Annotated in this window: 18 protein-coding genes and 1 riboswitch; of the genes, 6 read left to right on the plus strand and 12 right to left on the minus strand. The window is 30.0% G+C overall.

Annotated features, from left to right (window positions below; translation table 11 throughout):
- The 3 genes from ACO409_RS04380 to ACO409_RS04390 all read left to right on the plus strand — a co-directional run.
- A partial coding sequence (locus ACO409_RS04380; protein WP_485555189.1) for an HAD family hydrolase occupies positions 1 to 266 on the plus strand: 266 nt, incomplete at its 5' end.
- 38 nt (positions 267 to 304) lie between these two features.
- A complete protein-coding gene (locus ACO409_RS04385; RefSeq protein ID WP_485555191.1) occupies positions 305 to 1,282 on the plus strand; it encodes a dipeptidase in 978 nt (325 codons plus the stop codon).
- A gap of 50 nt (positions 1,283 to 1,332) precedes the next feature.
- Positions 1,333 to 2,061, plus strand: coding sequence for a gamma-glutamyl-gamma-aminobutyrate hydrolase family protein (locus ACO409_RS04390; protein WP_485555193.1), 729 nt, complete (start codon positions 1,333 to 1,335; stop codon positions 2,059 to 2,061).
- A gap of 36 nt (positions 2,062 to 2,097) precedes the next feature.
- On the opposite strand, the gene ACO409_RS04395 is transcribed toward ACO409_RS04390, so the two are convergent.
- Genes ACO409_RS04395 through thiD form a run of 8 tightly spaced genes read right to left on the minus strand, consistent with a single transcriptional unit; the run spans position 2,098 to position 8,231 of the window.
- A complete protein-coding gene (locus ACO409_RS04395; protein WP_485555250.1) occupies positions 2,098 to 2,718 on the minus strand; it encodes a thiamine phosphate synthase in 621 nt (206 codons plus the stop codon).
- Positions 2,718 to 3,851 carry a 2-iminoacetate synthase ThiH gene (thiH, locus tag ACO409_RS04400; protein ID WP_485555195.1) on the minus strand — a complete coding sequence of 378 codons (1,134 nt, stop codon included), beginning with the start codon at positions 3,849 to 3,851 and terminating at the stop codon, positions 2,718 to 2,720. Before thiH ends, ACO409_RS04395 begins: the two co-directional genes overlap by 1 nt.
- On the minus strand, positions 3,851 to 4,624 hold the full coding sequence (locus tag ACO409_RS04405) for a thiazole synthase (protein WP_485555197.1): 774 nt from the start codon (positions 4,622 to 4,624) through the stop codon (positions 3,851 to 3,853). Before ACO409_RS04405 ends, thiH begins: the two co-directional genes overlap by 1 nt.
- A complete protein-coding gene (gene thiF / locus ACO409_RS04410) occupies positions 4,621 to 5,238 on the minus strand; it encodes a sulfur carrier protein ThiS adenylyltransferase ThiF (RefSeq protein WP_485555199.1) in 618 nt (205 codons plus the stop codon). The genes ACO409_RS04405 and thiF overlap by 4 nt, the downstream gene beginning before the upstream one ends.
- Before the next feature lie 3 nt (positions 5,239 to 5,241).
- Positions 5,242 to 5,436: a sulfur carrier protein ThiS gene (thiS, locus tag ACO409_RS04415; RefSeq protein ID WP_018499107.1), complete on the minus strand. Its 195-nt coding sequence runs from the start codon at positions 5,434 to 5,436 to the stop codon at positions 5,242 to 5,244.
- Between the two features lie 9 nt (positions 5,437 to 5,445).
- Positions 5,446 to 6,747 (minus strand): phosphomethylpyrimidine synthase ThiC, encoded by a 1,302-nt coding sequence (gene thiC, locus ACO409_RS04420; RefSeq protein WP_485555201.1) that lies wholly within the window; start codon positions 6,745 to 6,747, stop codon positions 5,446 to 5,448.
- A 35-nt stretch (positions 6,748 to 6,782) separates the two neighbouring features.
- Entirely contained in the window at positions 6,783 to 7,388 is a 606-nt protein-coding gene (gene thiE, locus ACO409_RS04425) for a thiamine phosphate synthase (protein ID WP_485555203.1), read from the minus strand.
- A 9-nt stretch (positions 7,389 to 7,397) separates the two neighbouring features.
- Positions 7,398 to 8,231, minus strand: a complete 834-nt coding sequence (thiD, locus tag ACO409_RS04430) for a bifunctional hydroxymethylpyrimidine kinase/phosphomethylpyrimidine kinase (RefSeq protein ID WP_485555205.1) — start codon at positions 8,229 to 8,231, stop codon at positions 7,398 to 7,400.
- A 56-nt stretch (positions 8,232 to 8,287) separates the two neighbouring features.
- Positions 8,288 to 8,393: riboswitch (TPP riboswitch) on the minus strand.
- Between the two features lie 196 nt (positions 8,394 to 8,589).
- Here thiD and ACO409_RS04435 point away from each other — a divergent pair.
- The 3 genes from ACO409_RS04435 to ACO409_RS04445 all read left to right on the plus strand — a co-directional run bounded on the left by ACO409_RS04435 (position 8,590) and on the right by ACO409_RS04445 (position 11,189).
- On the plus strand, positions 8,590 to 9,420 hold the full coding sequence (locus tag ACO409_RS04435) for a tetratricopeptide repeat protein (protein ID WP_485555207.1): 831 nt from the start codon (positions 8,590 to 8,592) through the stop codon (positions 9,418 to 9,420).
- A gap of 21 nt (positions 9,421 to 9,441) precedes the next feature.
- Positions 9,442 to 10,395, plus strand: a complete 954-nt coding sequence (locus tag ACO409_RS04440; protein WP_485555209.1) for a DUF4037 domain-containing protein — start codon at positions 9,442 to 9,444, stop codon at positions 10,393 to 10,395.
- Between the two features lie 170 nt (positions 10,396 to 10,565).
- Positions 10,566 to 11,189, plus strand: coding sequence for a DUF4125 family protein (locus ACO409_RS04445; RefSeq protein WP_146964557.1), 624 nt, complete (start codon positions 10,566 to 10,568; stop codon positions 11,187 to 11,189).
- 220 nt (positions 11,190 to 11,409) lie between these two features.
- Here ACO409_RS04445 and ACO409_RS04450 read toward each other — a convergent pair whose 3' ends face one another.
- The 4 genes from ACO409_RS04450 to ACO409_RS04465 form a co-directional block, all read right to left on the minus strand.
- Complete coding sequence (locus ACO409_RS04450) at positions 11,410 to 12,216, minus strand: tetratricopeptide repeat protein (protein WP_485555211.1); 807 nt, start codon at positions 12,214 to 12,216, stop codon at positions 11,410 to 11,412.
- Positions 12,217 to 12,227: 11 nt separating this feature from the next.
- The gene (locus ACO409_RS04455) at positions 12,228 to 12,737 is read right to left on the minus strand and encodes a very short patch repair endonuclease (protein ID WP_485555213.1); all 510 of its coding nucleotides are present in this window, start codon (positions 12,735 to 12,737) and stop codon (positions 12,228 to 12,230) included.
- 8 nt (positions 12,738 to 12,745) lie between these two features.
- Positions 12,746 to 14,188 (minus strand): adenylosuccinate lyase, encoded by a 1,443-nt coding sequence (purB, locus tag ACO409_RS04460; RefSeq protein WP_485555215.1) that lies wholly within the window; start codon positions 14,186 to 14,188, stop codon positions 12,746 to 12,748.
- Positions 14,189 to 14,269: 81 nt separating this feature from the next.
- A complete protein-coding gene (locus ACO409_RS04465; RefSeq protein WP_485555217.1) occupies positions 14,270 to 14,404 on the minus strand; it encodes a hypothetical protein in 135 nt (44 codons plus the stop codon).
- Between the last annotated feature and the right edge of the window lie 4 nt (positions 14,405 to 14,408).

Consider the following 14,408-nt stretch of genomic DNA (forward strand, 5'->3'; position numbering starts at 1 on the left):
TTTCTCATTTTGTAACAGCAGAGGACGTAGTTCACGGCAAGCCAGATCCTGAAGTATTTCTAATTGGGGCAAAGAAAGCAGGAGCAGCTCCAGAAAAGACAGCAGTATTTGAAGATTCTTTTAATGGAATAAGAGCGGCACATGCAGCGGGAACATTTCCAATTATGGTACCAGATAAATTAAAACCAACAGAAGAAATTGAAAAATTACTTTACAAAAAATTTAACAGCTTAATTGAAGCACTTGATTATTTTCAAGGAAAATAATTAATACTAATAAAATATTAGAGAAAGAAGGGAAATTAATGTTTTTCGATATGCATGCAGATGTGTGGACAGATAATTTTTGGGAATATAAAAAGGGGAATAAAGATGTTATAAGAAATAAATATAAGGAAAAATTTTTGAAGGGAGGACTTTCTGGAGGAATTTTTGTAATTTATTTGAATGTAAATGAAGTGGAAAATCCTGAAGAATATTTTTTTGCAGATTTAAGGGCAATGACTGAAGAATTGCATTATGCAAGGGATTTGATAAAAATAATAAAAGAGCCGTCTGATTTTAAAATGATGGAAAAAAGTCTGAATGAAAAGGATAAAAAATTTGGAGTTGTGCTTGGAATTGAAGGGCTTCCTGGAATTGGGGATAAACTTGACTATATTTATTTGCTGTATCAGCTTGGAGTACGGCATATCGGAATGACTTGGAATGAAACGAATGCTTTTGCGACAGGACAAAGTGGAGATAAAAACAGAGGACTTACACCACTTGGAATTGATGCTGTGAAAATTATCAATGAACTTGGAATTTTGCTTGATGTTTCACATGCAAATGATAAAACTTTCTGGGATATTGCAAAACATTCTAAAAAACCATTTTTTGCTTCCCACTCAAATGCAAGAAGCCTTTGTCCAGCAATGAGAAATTTGACTGATGATCAGATTTTGTGTATTGGTGAACGTGGTGGAATGGTTGGAATGAACAGTTATCATAATTTTGTAAGTCAAAATGAGAGTGAAAAAAATTTGGAAATGCTTTTGAATCATCTGGAATATGTGGCTAATAAAATTGGACTGGATAAAGTTGGATTTGGACTTGATTTTGCAGAATATTATACGCCAGAAGGGGAAGAAGTTTCTGGGCTTTTGGGATTGCACGATGTTACAGAGCTGAGAAATGTGGAAAAAGCCTTGAAAAAGAGAGGATATTCTCAAAATGAAATCGAGATGGTAACTTATAGAAATTTTATCGACTTTTTTGGAAGAGTGAGAAATTTCAAATAAAAAAAGTAGCTTTAAAAAGTTAAAGAAAAGTAAAGAAGGGAACAGAAAAAATGAATAACAAAAGAAAACCATTAATAGGAATCACCACTTCGCTGGAACTAAATCCAAACAGACTAAATGATCATAAAACAATAGTTTCAGTAGATTACAGCAAAGCTGTCATAAATTCTGGAGGAATTCCATTTATTTTGCCAATAACGGAAAATATTGAAGTTATAAAAGAGCAAATACAGCTTTTGGATGGACTTTTACTTTCGGGAGGAGGAGATCCTGATCCTGCTTTGTATGGGGAAGATTGCTTGCAGGAAGTCGGAAGTATTACACCAGAAAGAGATAAATTTGAACTTGTAATCTTGGATGAATTTATGAAAACTGGAAAACCTATTTTGGGAATTTGCCGTGGACTTCAAATTGCAAATGTTTATTTTGGTGGAAGTTTGTATCAAGATGTAAAATATATAGATACAACAATTAATCATATGCAAAAATGGCTTCCAGACTTACCAACACATGATATAAACATTGAAGAGGACAATATTTTATTTGAAATTTTTGGAAAAAAAGCAAGAACAAATTCTTATCATCATCAAATGATAAAAGATTTGGGAAATGGATTAACTTCGATTGCAAAAGCAAACGATGGAATAATAGAGGCTTTTCAAAACAAAAATCACAAATTCTTTTATGCCGTTCAATGGCATCCTGAAATGATGGCAGTACGTGGAAACCAAAAAATGCAAAAGATTTTTGATAAATTTATTAAAAGCTGTGAAAAATAGGATTGTCTTATTCTAATATAAAACATAATAGATAGTTTAATATTTCATTAGACTTGACATCATACATAGTCCAAAAGCTCCACTATTAATAACAGACTGGGAATTTCTTTCATTTATTCCGCCTATTGCAAATACAGGAATGTTTAATACAGATGATAGATTTTCAACAAATTTTAGTCCCCTTGGCTCTAAGCCTTTTTTGCAATCTGTTTTAAATATATGTCCTGCAACTACATAGTTTGCTCCCAAAATTTCTACTTTTTTAGCTTCCTCAAGACTATGTATAGATACTCCTATTTTTTTATATTTTTTTATAAGTCCTATTTTAATATTTTCTTCTAAAGACTTAAAAACATTATAACTTAAATGAATACCTTCAATATTATATTTTTCATCCAAGTTTAAATCATAATTTTGATGTAAAATTAAATTTATCTTATATTTTTGGCAAATAGGATAAATTTTTTTCACTAAGTTTAGATATTTATTTTTATCTAAGTCTTTTTCTCTTAAAGTAAGTGCAGTAATCTCAAAATTTTTTAGAATCATTTTTTTCTCATAATCAGAAAAAATTTTTTCAACTTGCTTTTTAAGATTGCCATTAGTACATAATTTTCTGTTACTAATAATATTTAATTTTATTTTATCCATAATAATCAATTATCCTCTAAATAAATATAGTCGTTCATCACAGGTTGTAAATTTTCACTTTTTATCTTTTCAAATATTTGGGCTACTGTTCTTCTATCTGCTATTTCAAACTGCTCGTCACCTTTTTTATTTGAACATCCACTATGAGCACCTATTCCTGTATCCACTCCTGCCGAAATTTTTGTTGCGGCTATTTTTATTATATTATCCCTAAAATTAGGCTTTTCCCTTGTAGATATCGTTATATTTGCAAAGGGTAAAAATAGTCTATATGCACATACAATTTGAAACAGGTCTTTTTCACTGATAAATTTTTGTTCTATTTTTAGATTATTGATAATAGGTCTTAATCTTGGACAGGAAATAGAAATTTCTGCATGAGGATATTTTTTTTGTAAGAGATAAGCATGATAACCTGTTGAAAAAGCATCTTTTCTAAAATCATCCAGCCCTAGCAATGCTCCAAAAGCAACACCTCTCATCCCCCCCATTAAAGCCCTTTCCTGTGAATTAAATCTATATGAAAAAACTTTTTTATGTCCTTCTAAATGTAATTTTTGGTATTTTTCTTCGTTGTATGTTTCTTGAAAGATTGTTACATAGTCCGCTCCACAAGAATTTAGGTACTTATAGTCTTCCACATTTACAGGATATATTTCGATTCCTACATTATTAAAATATTTTCTTGCTAATTTACAAGCCTTTCCAACATATTCAATATTGGAATATTTTTCACTTTCTCCTGTAAGTATAAGTATTTCTTCCAAACCTGTTTTTGCTATTTCCTTTAATTCAGCTTCTATCTGTTCAAAATTTAATCTAGCCCTTTTTATCTTATTATGCGAGTTAAAACCACAGTAAACACAATAATTATCGCAGTAGTTTGAGATATATAGAGGTGTAAACATATAGACAGAATTTCCAAAATATCTTTTTCTGCATTCTTTTGCTTTTTGTGCCATTTCTTCAAGATAATTTATAGCTTTTGGAGATAGCAGAGCTTGAAAATCTCTTGTGGATAAATAATCTTTATTTAAGGCTTTTTTTATATCTTCATCTGAAAAGGAATTGTAGTCATAATCATTTATTTTATTTATTACTTTATTCAAAATATCTGAGTTAATGTTTTTTAGTTTCATTAGTCCACCTCATTTAAAAATCCTGTAAGCGGTGAAGAGGCACAGCCTCCGTTTTCCAAAACTCTTCCTACTTTTGCAAGATAAGCATCTCTTCCAGCTTGTATTGCATACTTAAAAGCTTTTGCCATTCTTGGAATATCATTTGCAGTTGCTATTGCAGTATTTGCCATAATTGCGGTTACTCCCATTTCCATTGCTTCACAAGCTTGAGAAGGTTTCCCTATCCCTGCATCAACTATTATTGGCAAATCTATCTCATCTATTAAAATTTGTATAAATTCCTTTGTTATCAGTCCTCTATTAGAGCCTATTGGTGCTGCAAGAGGCATTATACAGCTTGCTCCTGCATCTCTTAAATCTCTTGCCACATTTAAATCAGGGTACATATATGGCATTACAATAAAGCCTTCTTTTGCCAATATTTCAGTTGCCTTTATAGTTTCATAGTTATCTGGCAAAAGATATTTGCTATCTTTTATAACTTCAATTTTAATAAAATCTCCTTGAGTGCATTCTCTTGCAAGTCTTGCTATTTTTACTGCTTCTTTTGCATTTCTTGCACCAGAAGTATTAGGAAGTAAAGTTATATTTTTAGGAATATAATCTAAAATATTTTCCCAAACTCCACTGATAGCCCTTCTCATTGCAACAGTTACTATTTCTGCTTGTGCATAATTAATGGCACTATTTATTAATTCATTTGAATATTTTCCTGAACCAAGAATAAATCTTGAATTAAATTCTTTATTTCCAAGTTTAAAACTATCTTTCATTTTTCTTCTCCTAGTATTAATCTTAAAACCATATTGGCTTGGTGTGCGGCACAGATCATGACTCTAGTTGACATAATGCCCGAATATTCTTCATAATCCGAATAATTATCCCCAGTCAAATAAAAATTATCTCTAACTCTTCTTGTAATAATTTCATTTGATGAGCCTAAACCAGCCATTCCAGATGCGGATATAACTATTTTATTTTTATTTGTCAGCAATTTTTCTATTGCCATAGCTTTTGTTTCAGCTCTATCAAAGGCTTCTACAATAATTTTTATATCTTTAACTATAGAAGATATATTTTCTTTATCCACTTTTGTATCCAGAATATCAATTTTTACAAAAGGATTAATTTCCTTTATAATATTTTTTATAGCTTTAGTTTTTTTCATTCCTATATGAGATACTCTATATTGCTGTCTGTTCAAATTACTTGCTTCGACAATATCAAAATCTACTAATTTTAAATATCCTATCCCTGCTCTTGCAAGTAAAGCCGCCACATTTGAACCCAATCCTCCCAAGCCTAAAATACAGATTTTTGTCTTTTTTAATTTTTCAAATGTACCTTTCACATTTCTTTTAAGCAAATCTTCTTCTTTTAAATCCATATATTAACCTCCACCAACAAAACATACGATTTCTATCTTATCTGTATTTTTTATATTAATTTTTTCAAAATCTTCCTTTTTTATTATATTTCCGTTGAAATCAACAACAATTCTATCTGTTCTATATTTATTTTTTGTTAAATAATCTAGCAAGTTAATATTGTTAATTTCTTCATATTTTCCGTTAATTTTTGCCATTTTACACTCCTATTTTAAAATATTTACATCTTCACCTGACATTATTTTTTTCATAGTTCTCATAGAACACATTTTTCCGCACATAGTACAAGTATCTTCATTTTCAGGAGTAGACTCTTTTCTATATCTTCTGGCTTTTTCTTCATCTATTGCTTCTGCAAACATTCCTTCCCAATCTATATCTGCTCTATATTTTGCCATTCTATTATCCCAGTCAATAGCCTTTGGAACTTTTTTACTAATATCGGCAGCATGAGCTGCAATACGAGATGCTATTATTCCTTCTTTCATATCATCTAAGTTTGGCAATCTTAAATGCTCTGCTGGTGTCACATAACATAGAAAATCAACTCCAGCTGCAGCTGCTATTGCCCCGCCAATTGCTGAAGTGATATGGTCATAGCCTGGTGCAATATCTGTTACTAATGGTCCTAGCACATAAAAAGGTGCATTGTGGCAAAGCTTCTTTTCTAACTTCACATTTGCTTCTATTTCATCTATTGCCATATGTCCTGGTCCTTCGATTATTATTTGCACATTTCTTTTCCAAGCTCTTTTTGCCAATTCTCCCAATGTTATTAGCTCTTTTATCTGACAGGCATCTGTTGCATCATTTAAGCAGCCTGATCTTAGTGCATCTCCTAAACTTATTGTCATATCATATTCTTCACAAATATCTAAAAGCTTATCAAAGTTTTCATAAAAAGGATTTTCAGCATTGTGAAGTTCCATCCAGGCATACATAAGCGAACCTCCTCTTGAAACGATATTAGTTATTCTTTCATTCCTTTTGAAAAGTTCTACTGCTTCTCTATTTAACCCTGCATGAATAGTAACAAAGTCCACTCCATCTTCTGCATGTTTTCTTACCACATCTAAAAATTCTTCTGCCTTTATATCCTTTAATTCCTTATCATAAAAGCCAATTGCATCGTAAACAGGAACTGTTCCAATCATTGCAGTAGACATAGCGATTAATTTTTTTCTAAATTTTTCTGTTTTACCAAACGAGCTTAAATCCATTATTGCATCTGCTTTCATATCTATGGCAACTTTTACTTTTTCCAATTCTCTATTTATATTAGGACAATCCTTTGATATTCCTAAATTTACATTTATTTTTGTAGATAAGCCTGTTCCAACTCTTTTTGCTAAAAGAGAGCTATGATTTTTATTTGCAGGAATAGCAATTTCACCTTTTGCCACTCTTTCCATTAAAATTTTTTCATCCATAGATTCACTTTCTGCAATAATTTTCATCTCCTTTGTTAAAATACCTTTTTTAGCAGCTTCCATCTGTGTTTTATACATAATAATATCATCTCCTTGTATTAAATAAAATTTTTTTACATAATATTTACTGTTTTTTTACAATCTTTTTCTGATAATATCCCTGAAACTGCACATATTCCCTGCAGTCCAATATTTTTTAACATACATGCATTATTAATATTTATTCCACCTATTGCAAAAACTGGTATTTTTACACTATTTACTATCTTTTTTAAATCTTCCATTTCTAATTTTTTTGCATTGCCTTTTGTATTTGTTCCAAAAATAGCTCCGCTTCCAATGTAGTCTGCTCCTGATAATTCTGCTTTTTTAGCCTCTTTTGCATTTCTTGCTGTTGCTCCAATTAAAAATTTATTTTTTAAAATCTTTCTTGCCTTTTCTATTGGCATATCAGTCTGTCCTAAATGAACTCCATCTGCCTTGACAGCCTGTGCTATGTCCAATCTGTCATTTATAATAAATAATGCTCCATAATTTTTGCAGATTTCTTTTACTTTTAATGCCTTTTCATAAAAGTCTTTTGTAGAGCTGTTTTTTTCTCTTAACTGAACTATTTTTACTCCACCTTTGATACTTTCTTCTATACATTTATAAAAATCTTTTCCAAGACAGGCTTTTTCATCGGTTACTAAATAAATTTTACAGTCTTTTAAGTCCATATATTCCCCTTAATAAAGTTTTTCTATATCAATATTTTTATATATTTCGCCCATTTGATTTACTGTCCCAGCTATTTCTCCAAAATCTACTGAATTTCTTATTGAACATAAGACAAAATTCTTAGCTTTCTTAACTGAGTCCAGCATAGAATAGCCCTTAGCTAAATTAGAGGCAATAGCTGAAGATAAGCTACAACCTGTTCCATGAGTATTGTTACTAGAAATTTTTTCTCCTTCTAAAATATATATTTCTTCTCTATTCATAAGAATATCCACTGCACTATTTGAAAGATGTCCACCTTTAACAAGAACCCATTTTTTAGTAAAATCTGCAATTATCTTTCCATAAGTTTTCATTTTTTCTATACTATCTATATTTTCTATATTTTCATTCTTTAAAATTATTTTTACTATTTCTTTTGCTTCATCTAAATTAGGTGTAATTATATCTGCCAATTTAAATAATTTATTTACTAAAAAGTCTTTTGTTTCATCTTTTATTAAAGAATTTCCGCTTGTCGCAATCATCACAGGATCAAGAACTATATTTTCTGCTTTATATTTCAATAAAGATTCATATATTATTTTCCCGTTTTCTTTAGTATTTATCATTCCAATTTTTATGGCAGAAACTTTTATAGTATCTAATATTGCTTCTATCTGACTTTTTAACATCTCTATTGAGACATTTTCTATCATCTTTACTTTCTGCGGGTTCTGTGCAGTTAAACTTGTAATAACTGTCATTCCGTAAACTTCATTTGCGGAAAAAGTTTTCAAGTCAGCTTGTATTCCCGCTCCTGCACTGCAATCTGAACCTGCTATTGACAATACATTTTTCATATTTTCCTCCAAATACAAAAAAAGTATATACCTAATTTGTATATACTTTGTAATCTAAAATAAACTTTCTTACTTCCTACGTTGGCATTATCCAAATCAGGTCAAAAGGTCAAGGCTCACATCCTTTTCTCAGTCAATTTATTGACTCCCTTGTAACTAGTTTTATTATTTAATTTTATTATATTTTATTCACACTTAATATAATAGCACATATTTAATTTTTATACAATAGATTCAAAAAATTATTTTTTATATTGTTGCAGAATATAATTTTGTATGGTAAAATTTTATTAAGTAATAAATTTAAAAATGAAATATATTCAAATAAAAAAGAATTGGTGAAAGGGAGAAATCTAAAATGTTAAACGAATTTGAAAAAAAAATTAGAATAAATGAATTGACAAATTTGAGAAAAGAACTTATGCAGCAGGGAAATGTTGTGGAGGAAGTTAAAGTTTTAAAGGAATTAGCAGAACTTACGGAAGATGTTTTTGGAGAAGAAAGTGACGAGAATATTAAAATTTTGAACGAAGTTGGGGGAACTCTTAAATATGTTGGGGAATTTGACACAGCCAAAAATGCTTTGCTGAAAGCACGAGGATTTATTGAGAAAAAGTATGGAAAAGACAGTATTCCATATGCGACTTGCAGCCTAAACTTGGCGGAAGTTTACAGATTTATGAAAAAATATGATAAAACAGAAGATATTTATCTTAATACGATGAAAATTTATGAAGCTAATAATCTTCAAAATGATTATGTCTATGCAAGCGTATGTAATAATTTGGCTCTTTTTTATCAGGAGCTTGGAAGATTTGAAGAGGCGATTGAATTACAGGAAAGAAGTCTGAAAGTATTGGAAAAAGTTGGGGAAAATCCAATTCAGTATGCGATTACATTGAGTAATCTTGTACAGCCTTATTTGAAAGTGAAAAATATTGAAAAAGCTGAAGAATATTTACAAAAATCATTAAAATTAATTGAAAAGGAAGTTGGAAAATCTCACAATTTATATGCGGCAGTCTTAAATAATATGGCAACTTTTTATTTTGAAGAGAATGAATACGAAAAGGCATTGGAATTATTCGAGGAAAGTGCCAAAATCTGTGAAAAAACATTTGGAAAGGAAAGTAATAATTATAAAAATATTTTGGAAAATATTGAAATTGTAAAAGAAAAAATGGTTTAGATTTTTTTAGAAGGAGAAAAAATGGATTCAAATAAAATAAAAGGACTGGAACTTTCAAGGAAATATTTTGAAGAAATTTATCTGCCAGTTATAAAAAGTGAGTTTCCAGAAGTTTTTGAAAAAATGGCGGCTGGACTTGCGGGAGAAGGTTCAGAATGTTTTGGATTTGATGATGAGATTTCGCAGGATCATGATTTTGGACCGTCTTGCTGTATTTGGCTAACTTCGGAGGATTATGGGAAATATGGGCTGAATTTGCAAAAAAGGCTTAATGAGCTACCTAAGGAATTCTTGGGATTTAGGGCATTGAATGTGAGTGAATTTGGAGATGGACGACGTGGAGTTCTGAATATGGATGACTGGTTTTTTAAGTTTTTGGGGGATGTGAAGGCACCTGAAAATTTGTATGATTGGAGATTGATTCCAGAAGAATTGCTTGCAACGGCGGTTAATGGCGAAGTTTTTTTAGATAATTTGGGAAAATTTACAAAAATTAGAAGTGATTTGGAAAAATATTTTCCAGAAGATATACGGCTTAATAAAATAGCCACAAGATGTATGAAAATGGCACAATCTGGGCAGTATAACTATTTGCGGTGTATGAGAAGAAATGAGATTGTGGCGGCAAGGCTAGCGGAAACTGAGTTTATAAACGAGGCAATTCATATAATTTTTTTATTAAATAAAAAGTATAAGCTGTTTTATAAATGGATGCCAAAAGCCTTGAAAAATTTGAAAATTTTAGGAGAAAAAACGTATTTTCTAATTGAAGAATTAGTAAAATTGCCAGTTGGTGCAGTAAACCGAAAATTTCAAATTATTGAAGAAATAAGTGCTAATGTAATTTTAGAATTGAAATATCAAAATATTGTTCCACGACAATTAACAAGCGATTTTTTACAGGATTATGGGCCTTTTGTGCAAAATAAAATAGAAGACGAAAAGTTAAGAAACTGGAATCCTGCGATGGATTAATGTAAAAAATATTAGATTTATTCAATAACTATACAAACTTAGGATTTAATAAATAAAATATCCTAAAGCAAGGGGGCTTGACCCCTTGTAGAGAAAAAAAACTTAGTTTATCGAACATATATCTATTATTTTATAAAATAATTATGGATTTAAAAATAGGAGAATCAAAAATGGAAATAGAAGTTAGTAAAAAAGAAAGTTTTATTAGACAAATTTTAAAAAGAGAATGGGAATTTTTTCAAAATGTGCATCATACAGAAGGAAGAGCAGAATGTCAAGATAATCCACAGGAATTTGAAATTATGAGAAGAAGCCAATGGGAAACATTGCCTGATGAAATCTTGGAAAGTTATTTGGAAGACTTGATTTTAGCAAAACACCGTGGCGAAAATATCGTTCAGGATAAATATGCCAGAATGATGAAGTATAGTGCACCAAAAGAATATGAAGTAATCAAAAACTATTTGCCTGAAATTCCCCAGGAAAAAAAAGAATTAATCAAAAAAATAGTAAAAATTTATTTACATTGGGAAGAAGAAATAATAGAAAAATATCCAAAACTTACCGCAAAAGGTCGTCCTTTACACTCAAAATATGATACTCCAAACTACACTTCAATTGAAACTTATTTAAAGGGAGAATTGTCTTCGTATTCAATAAAAACTTTAAAATTGTATTACGAATATATCCAAAACTGCGTTTCAAATAATATAAATTTAGCAGAAAATAATTTGGAAAATATTGTGCTGGAAAAAGGATACAAAACAATTGAAGAAGCGGAAGAAAGTTTGTAAAAAATAGTTTAAATTTTTTTTGAATAATAAATTTGTCTTATCTAACAAGGGGTAAAAAATCCCCTTGTTATTAAAATAAGATATTGTTTTTTTTATTAAATTAATATTATAGATTTATTTGATAACTATACAAACTCAGAATTTATCAAAATAAATATTCTGAAACAATATGTCTTGACTCCTTGTGGAGATAAAAAACTTAGTTTATTAAACACATATTTTATAAACCGTGTTCTTCCAGTATCAATATAGTATTATATTCTGCTTCCGCTTCTCGTGAACCTCTATCCATTGCCATTTTATAATACTTTTTAGCATTGCTATAATTTTTTTCATCTCGATAAATTGCTCCTACATTTATCATCGCATCTACTTTACCTTTTTGAGCAAACGGTATCAAATATTTTTTAGCTTGTGCAAATTTCCCTTGAACTTTATATAAAATTCCTAAATTATATTCAGGATCATCGTTATTTCCAAGTTCTATTGCCTTCAAAAAATATTTTTCTGCTTCATCGTATTTTTTTTGATAGTAGCAAGAAACTCCTAAATTATAGAAAACTTCACTTTCTTGATATTTTTCTTTTAATAATCGCTTATAAAGTTCATCAGCCTTCTGATAATTTCCTTCCTGTCTGTAAATAATTGCCAATTGAAATATTGCATCATTTTGATTTTTTGCAGCCAATTTTTCTAAATATAATTTTTCTTTATCATAATCTTTTTGTCTATCATAAAACATTGCCAAATTAAACATCGCATCATCATACCCCATATCAGCAGCCATTTTATAATATTTTTCACCTTCTATTATTTTCCCTTGCTCCATATAAAGATAACCTAAATTATATATCGCATGAACATCTTTCTTTTTAGCCAATTCCAAATATATTTTTTCAGCCTTAACATATTCTTTCTGTTCCAAATATGATTTTGCCAATTTAAATTTCTCATTAGAATTTGGAGTTGAAAAAACATTAAAAGAAAGTATAAAGATTGAAAAAATCAATAGTATTTTACTTTTCATTACTTCGCTCCTTAAATTTTTGGATATTTCTTATTTTTCTCTGCAACTTCCATCTGAACTGAAATGTCTTTTTCTTCATAATTAAAGACTCTTTCGATTCTATCCTTCAAAATTTTCAAATATTTTTCCTTATATTCTTCATTTCGTTGTATTTTATTAATTTCACATTCCCAAATCGTAATCACACTAATATCCATCTCAAAAAGTTTCTCATAAACCTCAATATCCCTCTCCACATTTCTTTTGAACTTCTTTTCCCAATACTCCGTGTTTGTCTTAGGAAAAGTTGCAATTTTACAATTTTTATGCCTATGCCAGAAACACCCATTTACAAATATTGCTGTATTATATTTCAGAATAAAAATATCAGGTGTCCCTGGAAGCTGTGAATAGTTCACTCTGTACCTATATCCCATCTTATAAAGTAATTTACGGATATAGATTTCAGGTTTTGTATTTTTGGATTTTATTCTTGCCATGTTCTGGCTTCTTGTGAGGGAAATTTTTTTTGCTTTTTTCATTTTTCAAGTTAAACTCTCAATTCTTCCCTATCCTCAATAATCTCATCCTTATATCTATCCAAAATCGGATTAATCTCATTTTTCACAAAATCCTCAGTCTGATGCCCAGCAAATCCAGTATAATTAGCTGAAACCAAGATTCCTTCCATATCTTCTGCTTTAAGTCCCAGTCTTCCATCTTTTATAATTCTGTCAATTAATCTATTGGGATTTCCATTCAACTTAATTTCCTTTGTTTCTTCCATCGAAAGTTCTCTTATAATTTCGTGAACTTCTTGTCTATCCATTCCTTTTTTAACTGATTCCATAATGATATTTTCAGTCGCCATAAATGGTAATTCCTTTTGAATATTTGCCTCAATTACTTTTGGATAAACAACAACCCCATCCATAATGTTAAGCCAAATAATTAAGATTGCATCAACCGCCAAGAATGCTTGTGGAATAGATAATCTCTTACTTGCAGAATCATCCAATGTTCTTTCAAACCATTGTGTTGCAAAAACTAATGCACCTGTTTGTGAGCTTGAAATTACATATTTTGCAAGTGATGAAATTCTTTCACTTCTCATTGGATTTCTCTTGTATGCCATCGCACTTGACCCAATTTGATTTTTTTCAAATGGTTCTTCCAATTCTTTCAAATGTTGCAACAATCTAAAATCATTTGTAAATTTATGTGAAGACTGAGCAATATTTGACAATAAATTCAAGATTTGTGCGTCCACTTTTCTATCATAAGTTTGCCCTGAAACACCTTGTTTTTTACCAAATCCAGCTTTTTCAGTAACCAATTCATCCAACTGTTTTACTTTTTCAAAATCTCCTTCAAACAATTCTTTAAAACTAGCCTGAGTCCCAGTAGTCCCTTTAACTCCTCTAAATCTCAAGTTTTCTAATCTAAATTCCAATTCTTCAAAATCAAGAAGTAATGAATGAAGCCACAAAGTCGCTCTTTTTCCAACAGTAGTAAGCTGTGCCGCTTGGAAATGAGTAAATCCTAAAGTTGGCAAATCTTTGTATTGCAACGCAAAATCTCTCATTTTTTCAATTAAGACAAGCAGTCTTTTTCTAATAACTAAAAGCCCTTCCTTAATTTGAATCAAATCAGTATTATCTCCAACATACGCACTTGTCGCTCCCAAATGAATAATTTTTCTCGCATTTTTAGCTTGTTCCCCATAAGTATGCACATGAGCCATAACATCATGTCTCAATTTTTTCTCAAATTCAGCCGCAACTTCAAAGTCAACATCATCTTTATATTTTTTTAGTTCCTCAATTTGCTCATCAGTAATAAAATCAAGCCCAAGCTCTTTTTCAGCCTCCGCCAAATTTATCCACAATTTTCTCCAAGTTCTAAATTTAAACTCTGGTGAAAAAATATGTAACATTTCCTTACTCGAATATCTCTCCGCCAATGGATTTGAATATATGCTCATATCTACCATTTCTAATTCCTCCTAATTATTTTTATTTACCTTTCTCTGTAAATTTATACTCTGAATCTAAATTTTAGTTAAATTCAGTCCCTAATTTGTCCCAATCATAATTTTTATTTGTGAATTTTCACGATAACAATTTTCACAACATGTTATTATTTGAAATTCAGAAGAATATGATAAAATAGTCAAAATCCCAAATAATATAATTAACATTTTATTCATAATT

The organism is Leptotrichia sp., assembly GCF_057270615.1.